The organism is Burkholderia sp. YIM B11467 (assembly GCF_052952715.1).
Map to the genome: position 1 here is coordinate 29,863 of NZ_JBQVSQ010000015.1, position 14,926 is coordinate 44,788.

Genomic DNA, 14,926 nt, shown 5'->3' on the forward strand with positions numbered 1-14,926 from the left:
TGCGGGCGCGCTTTACGCGCCCAGCCACATCATCAGGTGCTCGACGCCAGGGCCGAGCGCAAGCGCCGGCACGTAGGTCAGCGCGCCCACCAGCAGCACGGTGCCGAGCAGCAGCACGACGAACAGCGGACCGTGCGTCGGCAACGTGCCGCTCGTTACCGCGATGCGCTTCTTCGCGGCGAGCGAGCCGGCAATCGCCAGCACCGGCACGATCGTGCCGAAGCGGCCGAACCACATCGCGATCGCGGTCATCCAGTTGTAGAACGGCGTGCCGACCGTCAGGCCCGCGAACGCGCTGCCGTTGTTGTTCGCGGCCGAGCTGAACGCGTACAGGATTTCCGAGAAGCCGTGCGGACCCGGGTTCGCGATGCCGGCCTTGCCCGCATCGGCGAGCACGGCGATCGACGTGCCGACCAGCACGAGCAGCGGCGTGAGCAGCACGACGATCGACACCATCTTCATCTCGTACGACTCGATCTTCTTGCCGACGTATTCCGGCGTGCGGCCGATCATCAGGCCGGCGACGAACACCGCGAGCAGCGCGAACACGAGCATCCCGTAGAGGCCCGAGCCGACCCCGCCGAAGATCACCTCGCCGAGCTGCATCAACAGCATCGGCACGAGACCGCCGAGCGGCGTCAGCGAATCGTGCATCGTGTCGACCGCGCCGCACGACGCGGCCGTCGTCGCGACCGTGAAGATGCCGGTCTGCGCGATCCCGAAGCGCGTTTCCTTGCCTTCCATGTTGCCGCCCGGCTGCAGCGCGCTCGTCGACTGGTCGACGTGCAGCGCGGCGAGCGTCGGGTTGCCGCCCTGCTCGGCGCTCACCTCGAAGCCGACCGCGACCACGAACGCAACCGTCATCGCCGCGAGCACGGCGATGCCCTGCCGGCGGTCGCCGATCATGCGGCCGAACACGAGACACAACGCGGCCGGGATGATCAGGATCGAGAAGATCTGCAGGAAGTTCGCGAACGGCGTCGGGTTCTCGTACGGGTGCGCGGAGTTCGCGTTGAAGAAGCCGCCACCGTTGGTGCCGAGCATCTTGATCGCTTCCTGCGATGCGACCGGGCCCATCGCGAGCGTCTGCTTCGTGAGCGGGGTCGGCACCGTCACCGGGTTGCCCTTGTCGTCCTTCACCGGGTTGCCTTGCGCGTCGAGCTTCGGCGCCGCATAGGTGCTCGTCTGCAGCACCGGCACGTCCTCGTACGACTTCATGTTCTGGATCACGCCCTGGCTCATCAGCAGCCCGGCGATGATCATCGCCATCGGCACGAGCACGTACATCGTCACGCGCGTGAGGTCGACCCAGAAGTTGCCGATCGTCTGCGCCGTGTGACGCGCGAAGCCGCGGATCAGCGCGATCACGACGACGATGCCGGTCGCCGCCGACAGGAAGTTCTGCACGGTGAAGCCGAGCATCTGCGCCAGGTAGCTGACGGTCTGTTCGGGCGTGTAGTCCTGCCAGTTCGTGTTGGTGACGAAGCTGACGGCCGTGTTGAATGCGCCGTCGACCGTCATCGCGCCGAACTGCTGCGGGTTGCCGGGCAGGAAACCCTGCAGGCGCAGCAGGCCATAGAGGAACAATGCGCCGAGCGCGTTGAACGCGATCGTCGCGATCGCGTACTGCTTCCAGCTCATCTCGCTGCCGGCGTCGACGCCGGCGATGCGGTACAGCACGCGCTCGAGCGGCCCGAACACGCGCACGACGCGCGAAGTGCCGTCCATCACCGCCGTCAGGTAGCGGGCGACCGGAACGGCCGCCGCCAGCAGCACGACGATGAACAACAGCGATTGCAACAGGTTGTTCGCGTTCATTCGATGTCCTCCGCGCGCAGCAGCGCAAAGACGAGATACGCGAACAGCAGGGCCGTCGATGCGCCCGCCAGCCAAAGCATCCAGGTCATGCTCGCCCCCCGCGACCGTATTGCACGAGCTTCTCGCAACCGGCGATCAAACCGAGGATCAGCGCGGTGAAAAGCACCAGGGCGCCGACAAATACCCCATCCATTTTTGTGTTCTCCGTCATCGAAGTGAGACGACTAGAACCTTATGGGAACGCACGTAAAGGACGGGTCAAAGGTATCGGGGCGGATATAAAAAACGTGTAAACGCGAGGGCGGGAGCGATTCGGGGGCGGGACGGGCGGCGCCGCAGCGCCGCCCGCGAAGGCGCGTGCCGGCATGGCGCCGGCACGGAGGGAACGGTCAGGGAACGAGGATCGTCGAGCCGGTGGTCTTGCGCGCTTCGAGATCGTCATGCGCGCGGCCGACTTCCGCGAGCGGATAGCGCTGGTTGATGCTCGTCTTCACCTTGCCCGACAGGAGCACGTCGAACAATTCGGCCGCGGCCGCTTCGAGATCGGCGCGCTTCGCGATGTACGAGAACAGCGTCGGCCGCGTGAAGAACAGCGAGCCGCGCGACGAGAACTCCTTCGAGTCGATCGGCGGCAGCGGGCCCGACGCATTGCCGAAGCTGACGAACAGCCCGAGCAGCGCGAGGCTGTCGAGCGAACCGATGTAGGTGTCCTTGCCGATCGAATCGTAGACGACCGGCACGCCCGCGCCGTTCGTGATCTCCTTCACGCGCTGCGTGAAGTTCTCGCGCGTGTAGACGATCGGATGGTCGCAGCCGTGCGCCTTCGCGAGCGCGGCTTTCTCGTCGGAGCCGACCGTCCCGATCACGGTCGCGCCGAGCGCCTTCGCCCATTGGCACACGAGCAGGCCGACACCGCCGGCCGCCGCGTGGATCAGGATCGTGTCGCCGGCCTTCACCGGGTACGTGCGGCGCAGCAGGTAGTGCGCGGTCAGCCCCTGCAGCATCACCGATGCCGCGTCGTCGTAGCTGATGCCGTCCGGCAGCTTCACGAGCCGCTCGGCCGGCATCACGCGCTCCTGCGCATACGCGCCCGGCGGCTGCCCGACATAGGCGACGCGGTCGCCGACCTTGAGCGCGGTCACGCCATCGCCGACGGCCGTCACCTCGCCCGCCGCCTCCATCCCGAGGCCGCCGGGCAGCGGCTGCGGGTAGAGGCCCGTGCGGAAATACACGTCGATGTAGTTGAGACCGACCGCATGCTGCCGGATGCGGACTTCGCCCGCCTTCGGCGCGCCGACCTCGACATCGACCCACTTCATCACGTCCGGGCCGCCGGGCTGGTCGTATCGGATTGCTTTCGGCATGCGTCGTACTCCTGGGTTGGAAGTTCAGGGAAGATTCGGCCGTCTGACGACGGAACGCCTGATTTTCGCGCATCGGCGAATTCCTTGCTCGCGCCGCCTCGGGAAGGCGACAAGACGACTCGATGCGATCCCCGTCAAACAAACTCACATGAAAGCATAAAGACAGGTTCGTGCATGCCGTTAAGCAAGAGGTCGGCCAAGTCGCGCCGATGTGCCTTCAAAAAACCATTACATTCAAACCGAGGATTCGAGTCATGCGCATTCCCGTCATTGCATCCATACTGCTTGCCCTTGCCTCCTACACCGCGCAAGCGGCGACCTCCATCACGATCGATGCGAAGCAGAACTGCATTCAAAACGCGATCGTGCCAGGCCCGTCGTACGGCAATTCGGCTACCGTCCAGCTCGCGCCTGGCCGGTACGTGATGTCACTTTCGACGAACACCATGAGCTGCACGGGCGGGAGCGGCTGCCTGATCGATGCCGTGCATCTGGTCGGTGGCATGGGCAGCGCGCGATGGGGCACGACGGTGACGAAGCAGCCAACCATCGTCGACGTCGGCGGTAGCGCGACCGCCCTCACCCTCTGGAGCTTCGTCACCGACGACGCCTGCTCTGACAACAGCGGGCAGGCCACACTACTGATCCAGACGGTCAACTGATCCGCAGGCGACGGTTAAAACCGAAAAGCAGGCAAACGACCGACGACGAGCGTACCGGCACGATCGCTCGTCGCCCCCAGCGTCAGCAAACGTCCTGCATGTTGCGCGCCAGATCGTCGAGCAGCATCCGCGCGGTCGCGACGTTGGTCGCGACCGGCACGTCGTGCACGTCGCACGCGCGCACGAGCGCGGTGATGTCGGGGTCGTGCGGCTGCGCGGTCATCGGATCGCGCAGGAACACGACGATGTCGATGCGGCCGTCGGCCAGTTCCGCGCCGATCTGCAGGTCGCCGCCGAGCGGCCCCGACAGCTTGCGCTCGACCTCGAGCCCGTGCGCGGCCGCGATGCGGCCGCCCGTCGTGCCCGTCGCGACCAGCCGGCATTGCGCGAGCGTCGCGCGGAATTGACCCGCGAGTGCGACGATCTCGTCCTTCTTCGCGTCGTGCGCAATCAGTGCGATGCGGGGTTTGCTCATCTCCAGTTCCTTCGTCGTTCGGTTATTGTCGTGATCGTGAATCGGGCGCGCGTCAGAACGTGCCCGGGTACGCGCCGCCGTCGAGCAGCCAGTTCTGCCCGGTGATATAGCCGGCATGCACGCTGCACAGGAACGCGCACGCCGCGCCGAATTCGTCGCGCGTGCCGAGGCGGCCGGCCGGGATGTCCTTCGTGCGCCGCGCACGCATTTCGTCGACCGTCACGCCCTGCGCCTTCGCCGATGCGGTAAGCGTCGTCGCGATCCGGTCGGTGTCGAACAGCCCCGGCAGCAGGTTGTTGATCGTCACGCCCTGGCCGGCGACCTTGCGCGACAGGCCGGCGACGAAGCCGGTCAGCCCGGAGCGCGCGCCGTTCGACAGCGCGAGCACGTCGATCGGCGCCTTCACGGCCGAACTCGTGATGTTGACGATCCGGCCGAAGCCGCGCGCGATCATCGGGTCGATGGTCGCGCGGATCAGCTCGATCGGCGTCAGCATGTTCGACTCGAGCGCGCGGATCCAGTCGTCGTGCGAGAAGTCGCGGAAGTCGCCGGGCGGCGGGCCGCCGGCATTCGTCACGAGAATGTCCGGCTGCGGGCACGCGGCGAGCGCGGCCGCGCGACCGTCCGGCGTCGTGATGTCGCAGGCGACCGCCGTAACCGTCACGCCGGACGCCGCGCGGATCGCGTCGGCCGTCGCATCGAGCGTGTCGCGCGTGCGCGCCACGATCACGAGATTCACGCCTTCGGCGGCCAGCGCTTCCGCGCAGCCGCGACCGAGCCCCTTGCTTGCCGCGCATACGAGCGCGGTCTTTCCTGCGATGCCGAGATCCATCGTCGACTCCTGGTTGGCGACGCGCGCCCGCGGCCCGGTCGCTTCGGCCCATGACCACGGGCGGGCCAGGCAGGCGAACGGGCGGGCGCAGGCGCGCGGATTGTCGTGAGACGTCGATATTATCCGGATCATGCGGCGCGCCTTGGTAAAATTGCGGGCATAAGCGCGCGGCCGGCTTGCGCCCGCCCCCGCCCCCGATCCTCTTTTGCCGTAAAGGCGCCCCCGTCATGAAACAGGACAGCCGTTTCCCGAATCTCTTCATCACCGATCACCCGCTGATCCAGCACAAGCTCACGCACATGCGCGACAAGGACACGTCCACGCGCACGTTCCGCGAGCTGCTGCGCGAAATCACGCTGCTGATGGGTTACGAGATCACCCGCAACCTGCCGATCACGACCAAGCGGGTCGAAACCCCGCTCGTCGAGGTCGACGCGCCGGTGATCGCGGGCAAGAAACTGGCGATCGTGCCGGTGCTGCGCGCAGGTATCGGGATGTCGGACGGCCTGCTCGACCTGGTTCCGTCCGCGCGCGTCGGCCACATCGGCGTCTACCGCGCCGAGGACCACCGCCCGGTCGAATACCTGGTGCGCCTGCCGGATCTGGAAGACCGCATCTTCATCCTGTGCGACCCGATGGTCGCGACCGGCTACTCGGCCGTGCATGCGGTCGACGTGCTCAAGCGCCGCAACGTGCCGGCCGCGAACATCACGTTCGTCGCGCTGGTCGCCGCGCCCGAGGGCGTGCAGGTGTTCCAGGACGCGCACCCCGACGTGAAGCTGTTCGTCGCGTCGCTCGATTCGCACCTGAACGAGCATGCGTACATCGTGCCGGGCCTCGGCGACGCGGGCGACCGCCTGTTCGGCACCAAGAACTGACGGCCTGGGCCGCCGCGCGGCGCGCGGCCCGGTCCGCGGCGGCCTGCCCGGCCGTTCGGCCATGCGCGGCGGCCCCGATCCGACGGTCGCCGCGTGATAAAATCTCGATCCACTCGACACGCGCGGCCCCGCGGCTTCATGCCCGCCGAAACGGCCGCCGATTCAACGACACATTGGCACAATCGCCCGCGCAGCGCGCCCGGGCACGGAGAAAGGTATGGCTGGTCATTCGAAATGGGCCAACATCAAGCATAAGAAGGCAGCGGCCGACGCGAAGCGCGGCAAGATCTGGACCCGCCTGATCAAGGAAATCCAGGTCGCGGCGCGCCTCGGCGGCGGCGACGTCAGCTCGAACCCGCGCCTGCGTCTCGCGGTCGACAAGGCGGCCGACGCGAACATGCCGAAGGACAACGTCAAGCGCGCGATCGATCGCGGCGTCGGCGGCGCGGACGGCGCGAACTACGAGGAAATCCGCTACGAAGGCTACGGCATCAGCGGCGCGGCGATCATCGTCGACACGCTGACCGACAACCGCACCCGCACGGTCGCGGAAGTCCGCCACGCGTTCTCGAAGTTCGGCGGCAACATGGGCACCGACGGTTCGGTCGCGTTCATGTTCGATCACGTCGGCCAGTTCCTGTTCGCCCCCGGCACATCGGAAGACGCGCTGATGGAAGCCGCGCTCGAAGCCGGCGCGAACGACGTGAACACGAACGACGACGGCTCGATCGAAGTGCTGTGCGACTGGCAGGCATTCTCGGCGGTGAAGGACGCGCTCGAAGCCGCCGGCTTCAAGGCAGAACTCGCCGAAGTGACGATGAAGCCGCAGAACGAAGTCGAATTCACCGGCGACGACGCGGCGAAGATGCAGAAGCTCCTGGACGCGCTCGAGAACCTCGACGACGTGCAGGACGTGTATACGAACGCCGTCATCGTCGAGGAATGAAATGCCGGCCGCCGTGCTCCTGTCGCGGCGGCGGCCCGACCGAATCCGCGGCCGGCGCGCCTGAGCGTGCCGGCCGCCCTGTTTTCTAGTCTGCGGGGAATCCCATGAAACTACTCGTCGTCGGTTCCGGCGGCCGCGAACATGCGCTGGCGTGGAAGCTCGCGCAGTCGCCGCGCGTCCAGATGGTCTACGTCGCACCGGGCAATGGCGGCACGGCGCAGGACGAGCGCCTGAAGAACGTCGACATCACGGCGCTCGACGAACTCGCCGATTTCGCGGAACGCGAAGGCGTCGCGTTCACGCTCGTCGGGCCGGAAGCACCGCTCGCGGCCGGCATCGTCAACCTGTTCCGCGCGCGCGGCCTGAAGGTATTCGGCCCGACCCGCGAAGCCGCGCAGCTCGAAAGCTCGAAGGATTTCGCGAAGGCGTTCATGAAGCGCCACGGCATCCCGACTGCCGACTACGAAACCTTCGCCGATGCCGCCGCCGCACACGCATACATCGACGCGAAGGGTGCGCCGATCGTCGTAAAGGCCGACGGCCTCGCGGCCGGCAAGGGTGTCGTCGTCGCGATGACGCTCGAGGAAGCGCATGCGGCCGTCGACATGATGCTGTCGGGCAACAAGCTCGGCGATGCTGGCGCGCGCGTCGTGATCGAGGAATTCCTCGACGGCGAGGAAGCGAGCTTCATCGTGATGGTCGACGGCAAGCACGCGCTGGCGCTGGCTTCCAGCCAGGACCACAAGCGCCTGCTCGACGAGGACCGCGGCCCGAACACCGGCGGCATGGGCGCGTATTCGCCCGCGCCGATCGTCACGCCGCAGATGCACGCACGCGTGATGCGCGAGATCATCATGCCGACCGTGCGCGGGATGGAGAAGGACGGCATCCGCTTCACGGGCTTCCTGTATGCGGGCCTGATGATCGACAAGGAAGGCAATCCGCGCACGCTCGAGTTCAACTGCCGGATGGGCGACCCGGAAACGCAGCCGATCATGGCGCGCCTGAAGAGCGATTTCTCGAAGATCGTCGAGCAGGCGATCGCGGGCACGCTCGACACGGTCGAGCTCGACTGGGACCGCCGCACCGCGCTCGGCGTCGTGCTGGCCGCGCACGGCTACCCGGACGCGCCGCGCAAGGGCGACCGCATCAACGGGATCCCGGCCGAGACCGAACAGGCAGTCACGTTCCATGCGGGTACGACGCTCGGCGACGGCGACAAGCTGACGACGTCCGGCGGCCGCGTGCTGTGCGTGGTCGGCCTCGCCGATTCGGTGCGCGAAGCGCAGCAGCATGCGTACGACACGATCAACCAGATCAATTTCGAAGGCATGCAGTACCGCCGCGACATCGGCTTCCGCGCGCTCAACCGCAAGAACGCGTGACGTTCGCTTCGGCCGCGCCGATAGGCTGCGCGGCCGAAGGGGCCTGTTCCCGCTAATTACGGGCTTGCGCTGGCCACCAGAAGGGCCGAGCGCAAGGATTGCGACGAAGCGAATACTCGACGTATTCGCAAGGAGCATGACGCGGCGATCGGCCCTTCTGGTGGCCAGCCCCAGGGATGGAATTTTGTTAGTTTCGGGAACGTGCCTTGCCGGCCGCATTGCGGCGTTGCTCGTCGCTTGTTTGGCTCGGCCAAACGGCGCTCCTCGCGCCTTGCACTGCGACCGGCAAGGCACGTTCGCAAGCCCGTTATTAGCGGGAACAGGCCCCTCTGCCGGGGTTCGATAGAATGCCCGGCAGATGCCTTTTTTACGGCCCCCGCTTCGGGCGGGGGCACCCAGTCCAGACATGACCGATTCAACCTACGACGTGGCGCGCGTGCGCACGTACCTCCAGGGCCTGCAGGCACGCATCGCCGACGCGCTAGGCGCGCTCGACGGCACGCCGCTCGCGACCGACGCATGGCAGCGCGGCCCGGCCGAACGCCTGCGCGGCGGCGGCTGCACGCGGATTCTCGAGGGCGGCCGCGTGTTCGAACGCGCGGGAATCGGCTTTTCCGACGTCGCGGGCGACGCGCTGCCGCCGTCGGCGAGCGCGGCGCGCCCGCAGCTCGCGGGCCGCGGCTTCGAGGCGCTCGGCGTGTCGCTCGTGCTGCACCCGCGCAATCCGTACTGCCCGACCGTGCACATGAATGTGCGGATGCTGATCGCGACGAAACCGGGCGAGGAGCCCGTGTTCTGGTTCGGCGGCGGCATGGATCTGACACCGGTTTACGGTTTCGAGGACGACGCACGGCATTTCCACCAGACCTGCAAGGATGCGCTCGACCCGTTCGGCGTCGAGCTGTACCCGCGCTTCAAGAAGTGGTGCGACGAATATTTCTTCCTGAAGCACCGCAACGAGATGCGCGGCATCGGCGGGATCTTCTTCGACGATTTCTCCGAGCCCGGTTTCGAACGCTCGTTTGACATGATGCAAAGTGTCGGCGATGCGTTCCTGCAGGCCTACCTGCCGATCGTCGAGCGCCGCGTCGACCTGCCGTACGGCGAGCGCGAGCGCGATTTCCAGGCGTACCGCCGCGGCCGCTATGTCGAATTCAACCTCGTGTTCGACCGTGGCACGCTGTTCGGCCTGCAAAGCGGCGGCCGGACCGAGTCGATCCTGATGTCGATGCCGCCGGTCGCGAACTGGCGCTACAACTGGCAGCCCGAGCCGGGCACGCCCGAAGCGCGCCTGTACAGCGACTTCATCGTGCCGCGCGACTGGGTGTGAGCCCGCGCGCCCCGCTGCCCCAAGAAAAGGACGCGTTTCTGGACACCACCCTCCGCCCCGCCCCGCTGCCGCGTCGTATCGGCTTGCTGGGCGGCACTTTCGACCCGATCCACGACGGCCATCTCGCGCTCGCGCGCCGGTTCGCCGAGCTGCTCGGTCTGACCGAGCTCGTGCTGCTGCCCGCCGGGCAGCCGTACCAGAAGCGCGACGTGTCGGCCGCCGAGCACCGGCTCGCGATGACGCGCGCGGCCGCGGATGCGCTCGTGCTGCCGGGCGTGACCGTGACCGTCGCCACCGACGAGATCGAGCACGCCGGCCCGACCTACACGGTCGACACGCTCGCGCGCTGGCGCGAGCGGATCGGCCCGGACGCGTCGCTGTCGCTGCTGATCGGCGCCGACCAGCTCGTGCGCCTCGACACGTGGCGCGACTGGCGCAAGCTGTTCGACTACGCGCACATCTGCGCGTCGACGCGACCGGGCTTCGAGCTCGGCGCGGCGCCGCCGGACGTCGCGCGGGAAATCGCCGCGCGGCAGGCCGGCGCCGACGTGCTGAAGGCCACGCCGGCCGGCAGCCTGCTGATCGACACGACACTCGCGTTCGACATTGCCGCGACCGACATCCGCGCGCACCTGCGCGAATGCATCGCGCGCCATGCGCAAATGCCCGACGCGTCGGCCGAGCATGTGCCGGCCGCCGTATGGGCCTATATTCTTCAACATCGCCTCTACCACACCTGATTCCATGGATATTCGCAAACTGCAGCGCGTGATCGTCGACGCCCTCGAAGACGTCAAGGCGCAAGACATCAAGGTGTTCAACACCAGCCACCTGACCGAACTGTTCGACCGCGTGGTCGTCGCCTCGGGCACCTCCAACCGCCAGACCAAGGCACTCGCGTCGAACGTGCGCGACAAGGTCAAGGAAGCCGGCGGCGACGTCGTCAGCTCCGAAGGCGAAGATACCGGCGAATGGGTGCTGGTCGACTGCGGCGACGCGGTCGTGCACATCCTGCAGCCGGCCCTGCGCCAGTACTACAACCTCGAGGAAATCTGGGGCGACAAGCCTGTCCGGATGAAGCTCGGCGGCGGCAAGGGCGCGAACGGCTTCGCCACCGCAAGCGAAGACGAGGACGACGAGGAAGAAGCACCGGCAGCCCGCCCAGCACGCAAAACGGCCGCCCGCCGCCGCTAAGTCGTCACGAATCGTCCCGATGAAGCTTTTCATCCTCGCGGTCGGCCACAAGATGCCGGGCTGGATCGCATCCGGCTTCGACGAATACACGAAGCGGATGCCGCCCGAGCTGCGCATCGAGTTGCGCGAAATCAAGCCCGAACTGCGTTCGGGCGGCCGTAGCGCCGACAGCGTGATGGCAGCCGAGCGGCAGAAGATCGAGGCCGCGCTGCCGAAGGGCGCGCGCCTCGTCGCGCTCGACGAGCGCGGCCGCGACTGGACCACGATGCAGCTCGCGCAGGCGCTGCCCGGCTGGCAGCAGGACGGCCGCGACGTCGCATTCGTGATCGGCGGCGCCGACGGGCTCGATCCGGAACTGAAAGCACGCGCCGACGTGCTGCTGCGCATCTCGAGCATGACGCTGCCGCACGGGATGGTGCGCGTGCTGCTCGCCGAACAGCTTTACCGGGCGTGGAGCATCACGCAGAATCACCCCTATCACCGCGCATGACGTGTCGTCCTCGAGACGCGCGCCGCGCGCGCTCACCGAGATAACGACACCATGCCGTCCAGCACGTCCCCCGCGCTTTTCCCCACCCTTTACCTCGCTTCGCAAAGCCCGCGCCGCCAGGAGCTGCTGCAGCAGATCGGCGTACGCTTCGAGCTGCTGCTGCCGCGCCCCGACGAGGACGCCGAGGCGCTCGAGGCCGAACTGCCCGGCGAAGCCGCCGATGCGTACGTGCGGCGCGTGACCGTCGCGAAGGCCGAGGCCGCGCGTGCGCGCCTCCTCGCGAGCGGCAAGCCGGCCGCGCCGGTACTGGTCGCCGATACGACCGTGACCATCGACGGCGCGATCCTCGGCAAGCCGGCCGACGCCGATGACGCACTCGCGATGCTGACGCGCCTTGCGGGCCGCGAACACGCGGTGCTGACCGCCGTCGCCGTGATCGATGCCGGCGGCGAACTGCTGCCGCCCGCGCTGTCGCGCTCGTCGGTGCGCTTCGCGGCCGCGTCGCACGACGCCTACGCGCGCTACGTGGAAACGGGCGAGCCGTTCGGCAAGGCCGGTGCGTACGCGATCCAGGGGCGCGCCGCCGAATTCATCGAGCGGATCGACGGTTCCCATTCGGGTATCATGGGTCTGCCCCTCTTTGAGACCGCCGCACTGCTGCGTGCGGCGCGTGTCGCCTTCTGAATCCCACCATGAACGAAGAAATCCTGATCAACCTCACGCCGCAGGAAACGCGGGTCGCACTCGTCCAGCAAGGCGCGGTGCAGGAGCTTCACGTCGAGCGCACGCTGTCGCGCGGGCGGGTCGGCAACATCTATCTCGGCAAGGTCGTGCGCGTGCTGCCCGGCATGCAGTCGGCGTTCATCGACATCGGCCTCGAGCGCGCGGCGTTTCTGCACGTCGCCGATATCTGGCAGCCGCGCATCGCGGGTGAGCCGCAGTCGAGCGCGCCGCACCAGCCGATCGAAAAGACCGTGTTCGAAGGCCAGACGCTGATGGTCCAGGTGATCAAGGATCCGATCGGCACGAAGGGCGCGCGACTGTCGACGCAGGTCAGCATCGCGGGCCGCACGCTCGTCTACCTGCCGCAGGAGCCGCATATCGGCATCTCGCAGAAGATCGAGAGCGAGGCCGAGCGCGAGGCCGTGCGTGCGCGCCTGACGGCCGTGATCCCGCCGGACGAGAAAGGCGGCTACATCGTGCGGACGATCGCCGAGGACGCCACCTCCGACGAACTGGCCGGCGACGTCACGTACCTGCGCAAGACCTGGGCGACCATCGTCGGGCTTGCGCAGCGGCTGCCGGCGACGAGCCTGCTGTACCAGGATCTCGATCTCGCGCAGCGCGTGCTGCGCGATTTCTCGAACGACGACACGACGCGCATCCAGGTCGATTCGCGCGAGACGTACCAGCGCCTCGCGGAATTCGCGTCCGAGTTCACGCCGGCCGTGGCCCCGAAGCTGCACCACTACACGGGCGAGCGGCCGCTGTTCGACCTGTACAACATCGAGACCGAAATCCAGCGTGCGCTGTCGCGCCGCGTCGACCTGAAGTCGGGCGGCTACCTGATGATCGACCAGACCGAGGCGATGACGACGATCGACGTCAACACGGGCGGTTATGTCGGCGCGCGCAACTTCGACGACACGATCTTCAAGACCAACCTCGAGGCCGCGCACACGATCGCGCGGCAGCTGCGGCTGCGCAACCTCGGCGGGATCATCATCATCGACTTCATCGACATGGAGAACGCCGAGCATCGCGACGCGGTGCTGTCGGAGCTGAAGAAAGCACTGTCGCGCGACCGCACGCGCGTGACGGTCAACGGCTTCTCGCAGCTCGGTCTCGTCGAGATGACCCGCAAGCGCACGCGCGAATCGCTCGCGCACGTGCTGTGCGAACCGTGCCCGACCTGCCAGGGCAAGGGCCAGGTGAAGACGTCGCGCACCGTGTGCTACGACGTCCTGCGCGAGATCCTGCGCGAATCGCGGCAGTTCAACCCGCGCGAATTCCGCGTGATCGCCGCGCAACAGGTGATCGACCTGTTCCTCGACGAGGAGTCGCAGCATCTCGCGATGCTGATCGACTTCATCGGCAAGCCGGTATCGCTGCAGGTCGAATCGAACCTGAGCCAGGAGCAGTACGATATCGTGCTGATGTAAGGTTCCGCCCATCCCGCCGCCGGCATTGCCGCGCGGCGCTTCGATGCGGCGCCCGGGTCGCTCGCGCACGCCGCGTCCGCACCCGCCGCCGCCCTTTCACACCCCTTTTCGCATTCACGACATACCATGAGCCAAGGCCACAACCGCCGCCAGCGCAAGAAACTCCACATCGGCGAGTTCCAGGAACTCGCGTTCAACGCAACCGCGCATTACCGCAACGAACTGACCGACCTCGAACGCGGCGAGCTGATCGACGCATTCATCGATTTCGTCGAAGCGCACGGGCTCCTGACCGTCGCGTCCGCGGACGAAGGCATCGGCGCTTACGTGATCTCCGGCGCACCGCGCGGCACGACGACCGACGCCGATCGCGAGCTCGTGCGTGGCTGGCTGGTGGCACGGCCGGAACTGACCGACGTCAAGGTCAGCGAATTCACCGACGCGTGGTATCCGGACGCCTGACGTTCCGGCTCCTCCCTGCATCGGGCAGCGCCCGCGCCTGTCCGCCTTGAAGGCGGGCCAGGCCGGCGCCGTCTGAGGCGCCTGCGCGCGCCCCTCTCCTCCCGCCGCTCGGCACCCAGCGCCACCGGTAGTACCGACTCCACGAATCGCACCGCGCCGATCCCTACCTTTTCCCGACAGTTCGCCTCCAACAGGCCATCGAAATCGGTCCTGAAAGCAAGACACGTTAAACTCTCACCTCGCGTGGTGCGCCGCCCGCACCCGCCATCCATCGCCAGCCGCGTGCCCTCGGGCCGCCCCCGACCCATGGAGTGAGTGTCAATGAGCGGCGGACTCCCGTTTCCCGCATCCCGCAAGTCGTTTCCGTCCTCGACGGTCTTCCTGATTCTCGCCGTCGCCGCGCTGCTGTCCGGCTGCGGGCTGCTGCCGACCCAGAATCCGCCCGCGCCGATCAGCGAAGCGCTCGTCGAGCCTGTCGAGGAAACGGCCGGCGAGCCGCTGACGATGCCGCCCGTGCCGGCGCCGACGCATCCGGAAGAACCGGAAGCGCCGAAGAAGCCGCACCGCGAGGTGACGCGGCCGAAGCCCGTGCAGCGCCCCGAAACGCCGACACCGCCCCCGCCGCCACCCGCGCCGCTCGTCGCGACGCGCCCGATCGACCGCACCCAGATCCATGCGCTGCTCGACAGCGAAGTCGCGCGCCGCAACGGCAAGGTGATCGGCCGCGCGGTCGACATGGTGGTCGACGCGGGCGGCAAGCCGCGCGAGATGATCGTCAACCTGCAGGGCTTCATGGGCGTCGGCGACCGCAAGGTCATCTTCCCGTGGAACGTGTTCCGCTTCACGCCGGGCGGCAAACAGGAGCCGATCGTGCTCGACGTACCGTCGGGCGACCTGCCTTCGGCCGCGCGGCCGAAGGCCGTGCCGC

17 protein-coding genes are annotated in these 14,926 nt (G+C 67.6%); 12 read left to right on the forward strand and 5 right to left on the reverse strand.

Going from position 1 to position 14,926, the window contains the following annotated elements; genetic code table 11:
* Window positions 1–12: 12 nt before the first annotated feature.
* The 3 genes from kdpA to ACTRWB_RS34025 form a co-directional block, all read right to left on the reverse strand.
* Window positions 13–1,818: a potassium-transporting ATPase subunit KdpA gene (kdpA, locus tag ACTRWB_RS34015; RefSeq protein ID WP_446904459.1), complete on the reverse strand. Its 1,806-nt coding sequence runs from the start codon at window positions 1,816–1,818 to the stop codon at window positions 13–15.
* On the reverse strand, window positions 1,815–1,907 hold the full coding sequence (kdpF, locus tag ACTRWB_RS34020) for a K(+)-transporting ATPase subunit F (protein WP_006752209.1): 93 nt from the start codon (window positions 1,905–1,907) through the stop codon (window positions 1,815–1,817). Before kdpF ends, kdpA begins: the two co-directional genes overlap by 4 nt.
* A gap of 300 nt (window positions 1,908–2,207) precedes the next feature.
* A complete protein-coding gene (locus ACTRWB_RS34025; protein ID WP_446904460.1) occupies window positions 2,208–3,182 on the reverse strand; it encodes a quinone oxidoreductase family protein in 975 nt (324 codons plus the stop codon).
* 254 nt (window positions 3,183–3,436) lie between these two features.
* On the opposite strand from ACTRWB_RS34025, the gene ACTRWB_RS34030 reads away from it, so the two are divergent.
* The gene (locus ACTRWB_RS34030) at window positions 3,437–3,844 is read left to right on the forward strand and encodes a hypothetical protein (RefSeq protein ID WP_446904461.1); all 408 of its coding nucleotides are present in this window, start codon (window positions 3,437–3,439) and stop codon (window positions 3,842–3,844) included.
* An 82-nt stretch (window positions 3,845–3,926) separates the two neighbouring features.
* Here ACTRWB_RS34030 and ACTRWB_RS34035 read toward each other — a convergent pair whose 3' ends face one another.
* Window positions 3,927–4,319, reverse strand: a complete 393-nt coding sequence (locus ACTRWB_RS34035) for a methylglyoxal synthase (RefSeq protein ID WP_129512633.1) — start codon at window positions 4,317–4,319, stop codon at window positions 3,927–3,929.
* 52 nt (window positions 4,320–4,371) lie between these two features.
* On the reverse strand, window positions 4,372–5,151 hold the full coding sequence (locus ACTRWB_RS34040) for an SDR family oxidoreductase (protein ID WP_129512634.1): 780 nt from the start codon (window positions 5,149–5,151) through the stop codon (window positions 4,372–4,374).
* 227 nt (window positions 5,152–5,378) lie between these two features.
* Between ACTRWB_RS34040 and upp the strand changes: the two genes are divergently transcribed.
* The 11 genes from upp to ACTRWB_RS34095 all read left to right on the forward strand — a co-directional run.
* Entirely contained in the window at window positions 5,379–6,029 is a 651-nt protein-coding gene (gene upp, locus ACTRWB_RS34045; protein WP_048249293.1) for a uracil phosphoribosyltransferase, read from the forward strand.
* Between the two features lie 217 nt (window positions 6,030–6,246).
* On the forward strand, window positions 6,247–6,975 hold the full coding sequence (locus tag ACTRWB_RS34050) for a YebC/PmpR family DNA-binding transcriptional regulator (protein ID WP_262535237.1): 729 nt from the start codon (window positions 6,247–6,249) through the stop codon (window positions 6,973–6,975).
* Window positions 6,976–7,079: 104 nt separating this feature from the next.
* Window positions 7,080–8,360 (forward strand): phosphoribosylamine--glycine ligase, encoded by a 1,281-nt coding sequence (gene purD, locus ACTRWB_RS34055; protein ID WP_446904462.1) that lies wholly within the window; start codon window positions 7,080–7,082, stop codon window positions 8,358–8,360.
* A 406-nt stretch (window positions 8,361–8,766) separates the two neighbouring features.
* Window positions 8,767–9,690 (forward strand): oxygen-dependent coproporphyrinogen oxidase, encoded by a 924-nt coding sequence (gene hemF, locus ACTRWB_RS34060; RefSeq protein ID WP_129512636.1) that lies wholly within the window; start codon window positions 8,767–8,769, stop codon window positions 9,688–9,690.
* 14 nt (window positions 9,691–9,704) lie between these two features.
* On the forward strand, window positions 9,705–10,430 hold the full coding sequence (locus tag ACTRWB_RS34065) for a nicotinate-nucleotide adenylyltransferase (RefSeq protein WP_205704381.1): 726 nt from the start codon (window positions 9,705–9,707) through the stop codon (window positions 10,428–10,430).
* A 4-nt stretch (window positions 10,431–10,434) separates the two neighbouring features.
* Window positions 10,435–10,884, forward strand: a complete 450-nt coding sequence (gene rsfS, locus ACTRWB_RS34070) for a ribosome silencing factor (protein ID WP_446904463.1) — start codon at window positions 10,435–10,437, stop codon at window positions 10,882–10,884.
* A gap of 19 nt (window positions 10,885–10,903) precedes the next feature.
* Entirely contained in the window at window positions 10,904–11,374 is a 471-nt protein-coding gene (rlmH, locus tag ACTRWB_RS34075) for a 23S rRNA (pseudouridine(1915)-N(3))-methyltransferase RlmH (RefSeq protein ID WP_048249282.1), read from the forward strand.
* A gap of 51 nt (window positions 11,375–11,425) precedes the next feature.
* The gene (locus ACTRWB_RS34080; protein WP_446904464.1) at window positions 11,426–12,058 is read left to right on the forward strand and encodes a Maf family protein; all 633 of its coding nucleotides are present in this window, start codon (window positions 11,426–11,428) and stop codon (window positions 12,056–12,058) included.
* Between the two features lie 8 nt (window positions 12,059–12,066).
* Complete coding sequence (gene rng / locus ACTRWB_RS34085; protein WP_129512639.1) at window positions 12,067–13,536, forward strand: ribonuclease G; 1,470 nt, start codon at window positions 12,067–12,069, stop codon at window positions 13,534–13,536.
* A gap of 126 nt (window positions 13,537–13,662) precedes the next feature.
* A complete protein-coding gene (locus tag ACTRWB_RS34090) occupies window positions 13,663–13,998 on the forward strand; it encodes a YggL 50S ribosome-binding family protein (protein WP_419684699.1) in 336 nt (111 codons plus the stop codon).
* A gap of 321 nt (window positions 13,999–14,319) precedes the next feature.
* Window positions 14,320–14,926 (forward strand): PRC-barrel domain-containing protein (locus tag ACTRWB_RS34095; protein WP_446904465.1); only part of this gene is annotated, 607 nt, incomplete at its 3' end.

What these genes read in the sequence shown, in the direction of transcription:
- kdpA (WP_446904459.1), bottom strand. Translation starts at nt 1,818, where the DNA reads ATGAACGCGAACAACCTGTTGCAATCGCTGTTGTTCATCGTCGTGCTG.
- kdpF (WP_006752209.1), bottom strand. Translation starts at nt 1,907, where the DNA reads ATGACCTGGATGCTTTGGCTGGCGGGCGCATCGACGGCCCTGCTGTTC.
- ACTRWB_RS34025 (WP_446904460.1), bottom strand. Translation starts at nt 3,182, where the DNA reads ATGCCGAAAGCAATCCGATACGACCAGCCCGGCGGCCCGGACGTGATG.
- ACTRWB_RS34030 (WP_446904461.1), top strand. Translation starts at nt 3,437, where the DNA reads ATGCGCATTCCCGTCATTGCATCCATACTGCTTGCCCTTGCCTCCTAC.
- ACTRWB_RS34035 (WP_129512633.1), bottom strand. Translation starts at nt 4,319, where the DNA reads ATGAGCAAACCCCGCATCGCACTGATTGCGCACGACGCGAAGAAGGAC.
- ACTRWB_RS34040 (WP_129512634.1), bottom strand. Translation starts at nt 5,151, where the DNA reads ATGGATCTCGGCATCGCAGGAAAGACCGCGCTCGTATGCGCGGCAAGC.
- upp (WP_048249293.1), top strand. Translation starts at nt 5,379, where the DNA reads ATGAAACAGGACAGCCGTTTCCCGAATCTCTTCATCACCGATCACCCG.
- ACTRWB_RS34050 (WP_262535237.1), top strand. Translation starts at nt 6,247, where the DNA reads ATGGCTGGTCATTCGAAATGGGCCAACATCAAGCATAAGAAGGCAGCG.
- purD (WP_446904462.1), top strand. Translation starts at nt 7,080, where the DNA reads ATGAAACTACTCGTCGTCGGTTCCGGCGGCCGCGAACATGCGCTGGCG.
- hemF (WP_129512636.1), top strand. Translation starts at nt 8,767, where the DNA reads ATGACCGATTCAACCTACGACGTGGCGCGCGTGCGCACGTACCTCCAG.
- rsfS (WP_446904463.1), top strand. Translation starts at nt 10,435, where the DNA reads ATGGATATTCGCAAACTGCAGCGCGTGATCGTCGACGCCCTCGAAGAC.
- rlmH (WP_048249282.1), top strand. Translation starts at nt 10,904, where the DNA reads ATGAAGCTTTTCATCCTCGCGGTCGGCCACAAGATGCCGGGCTGGATC.
- ACTRWB_RS34080 (WP_446904464.1), top strand. Translation starts at nt 11,426, where the DNA reads ATGCCGTCCAGCACGTCCCCCGCGCTTTTCCCCACCCTTTACCTCGCT.
- rng (WP_129512639.1), top strand. Translation starts at nt 12,067, where the DNA reads ATGAACGAAGAAATCCTGATCAACCTCACGCCGCAGGAAACGCGGGTC.
- ACTRWB_RS34090 (WP_419684699.1), top strand. Translation starts at nt 13,663, where the DNA reads ATGAGCCAAGGCCACAACCGCCGCCAGCGCAAGAAACTCCACATCGGC.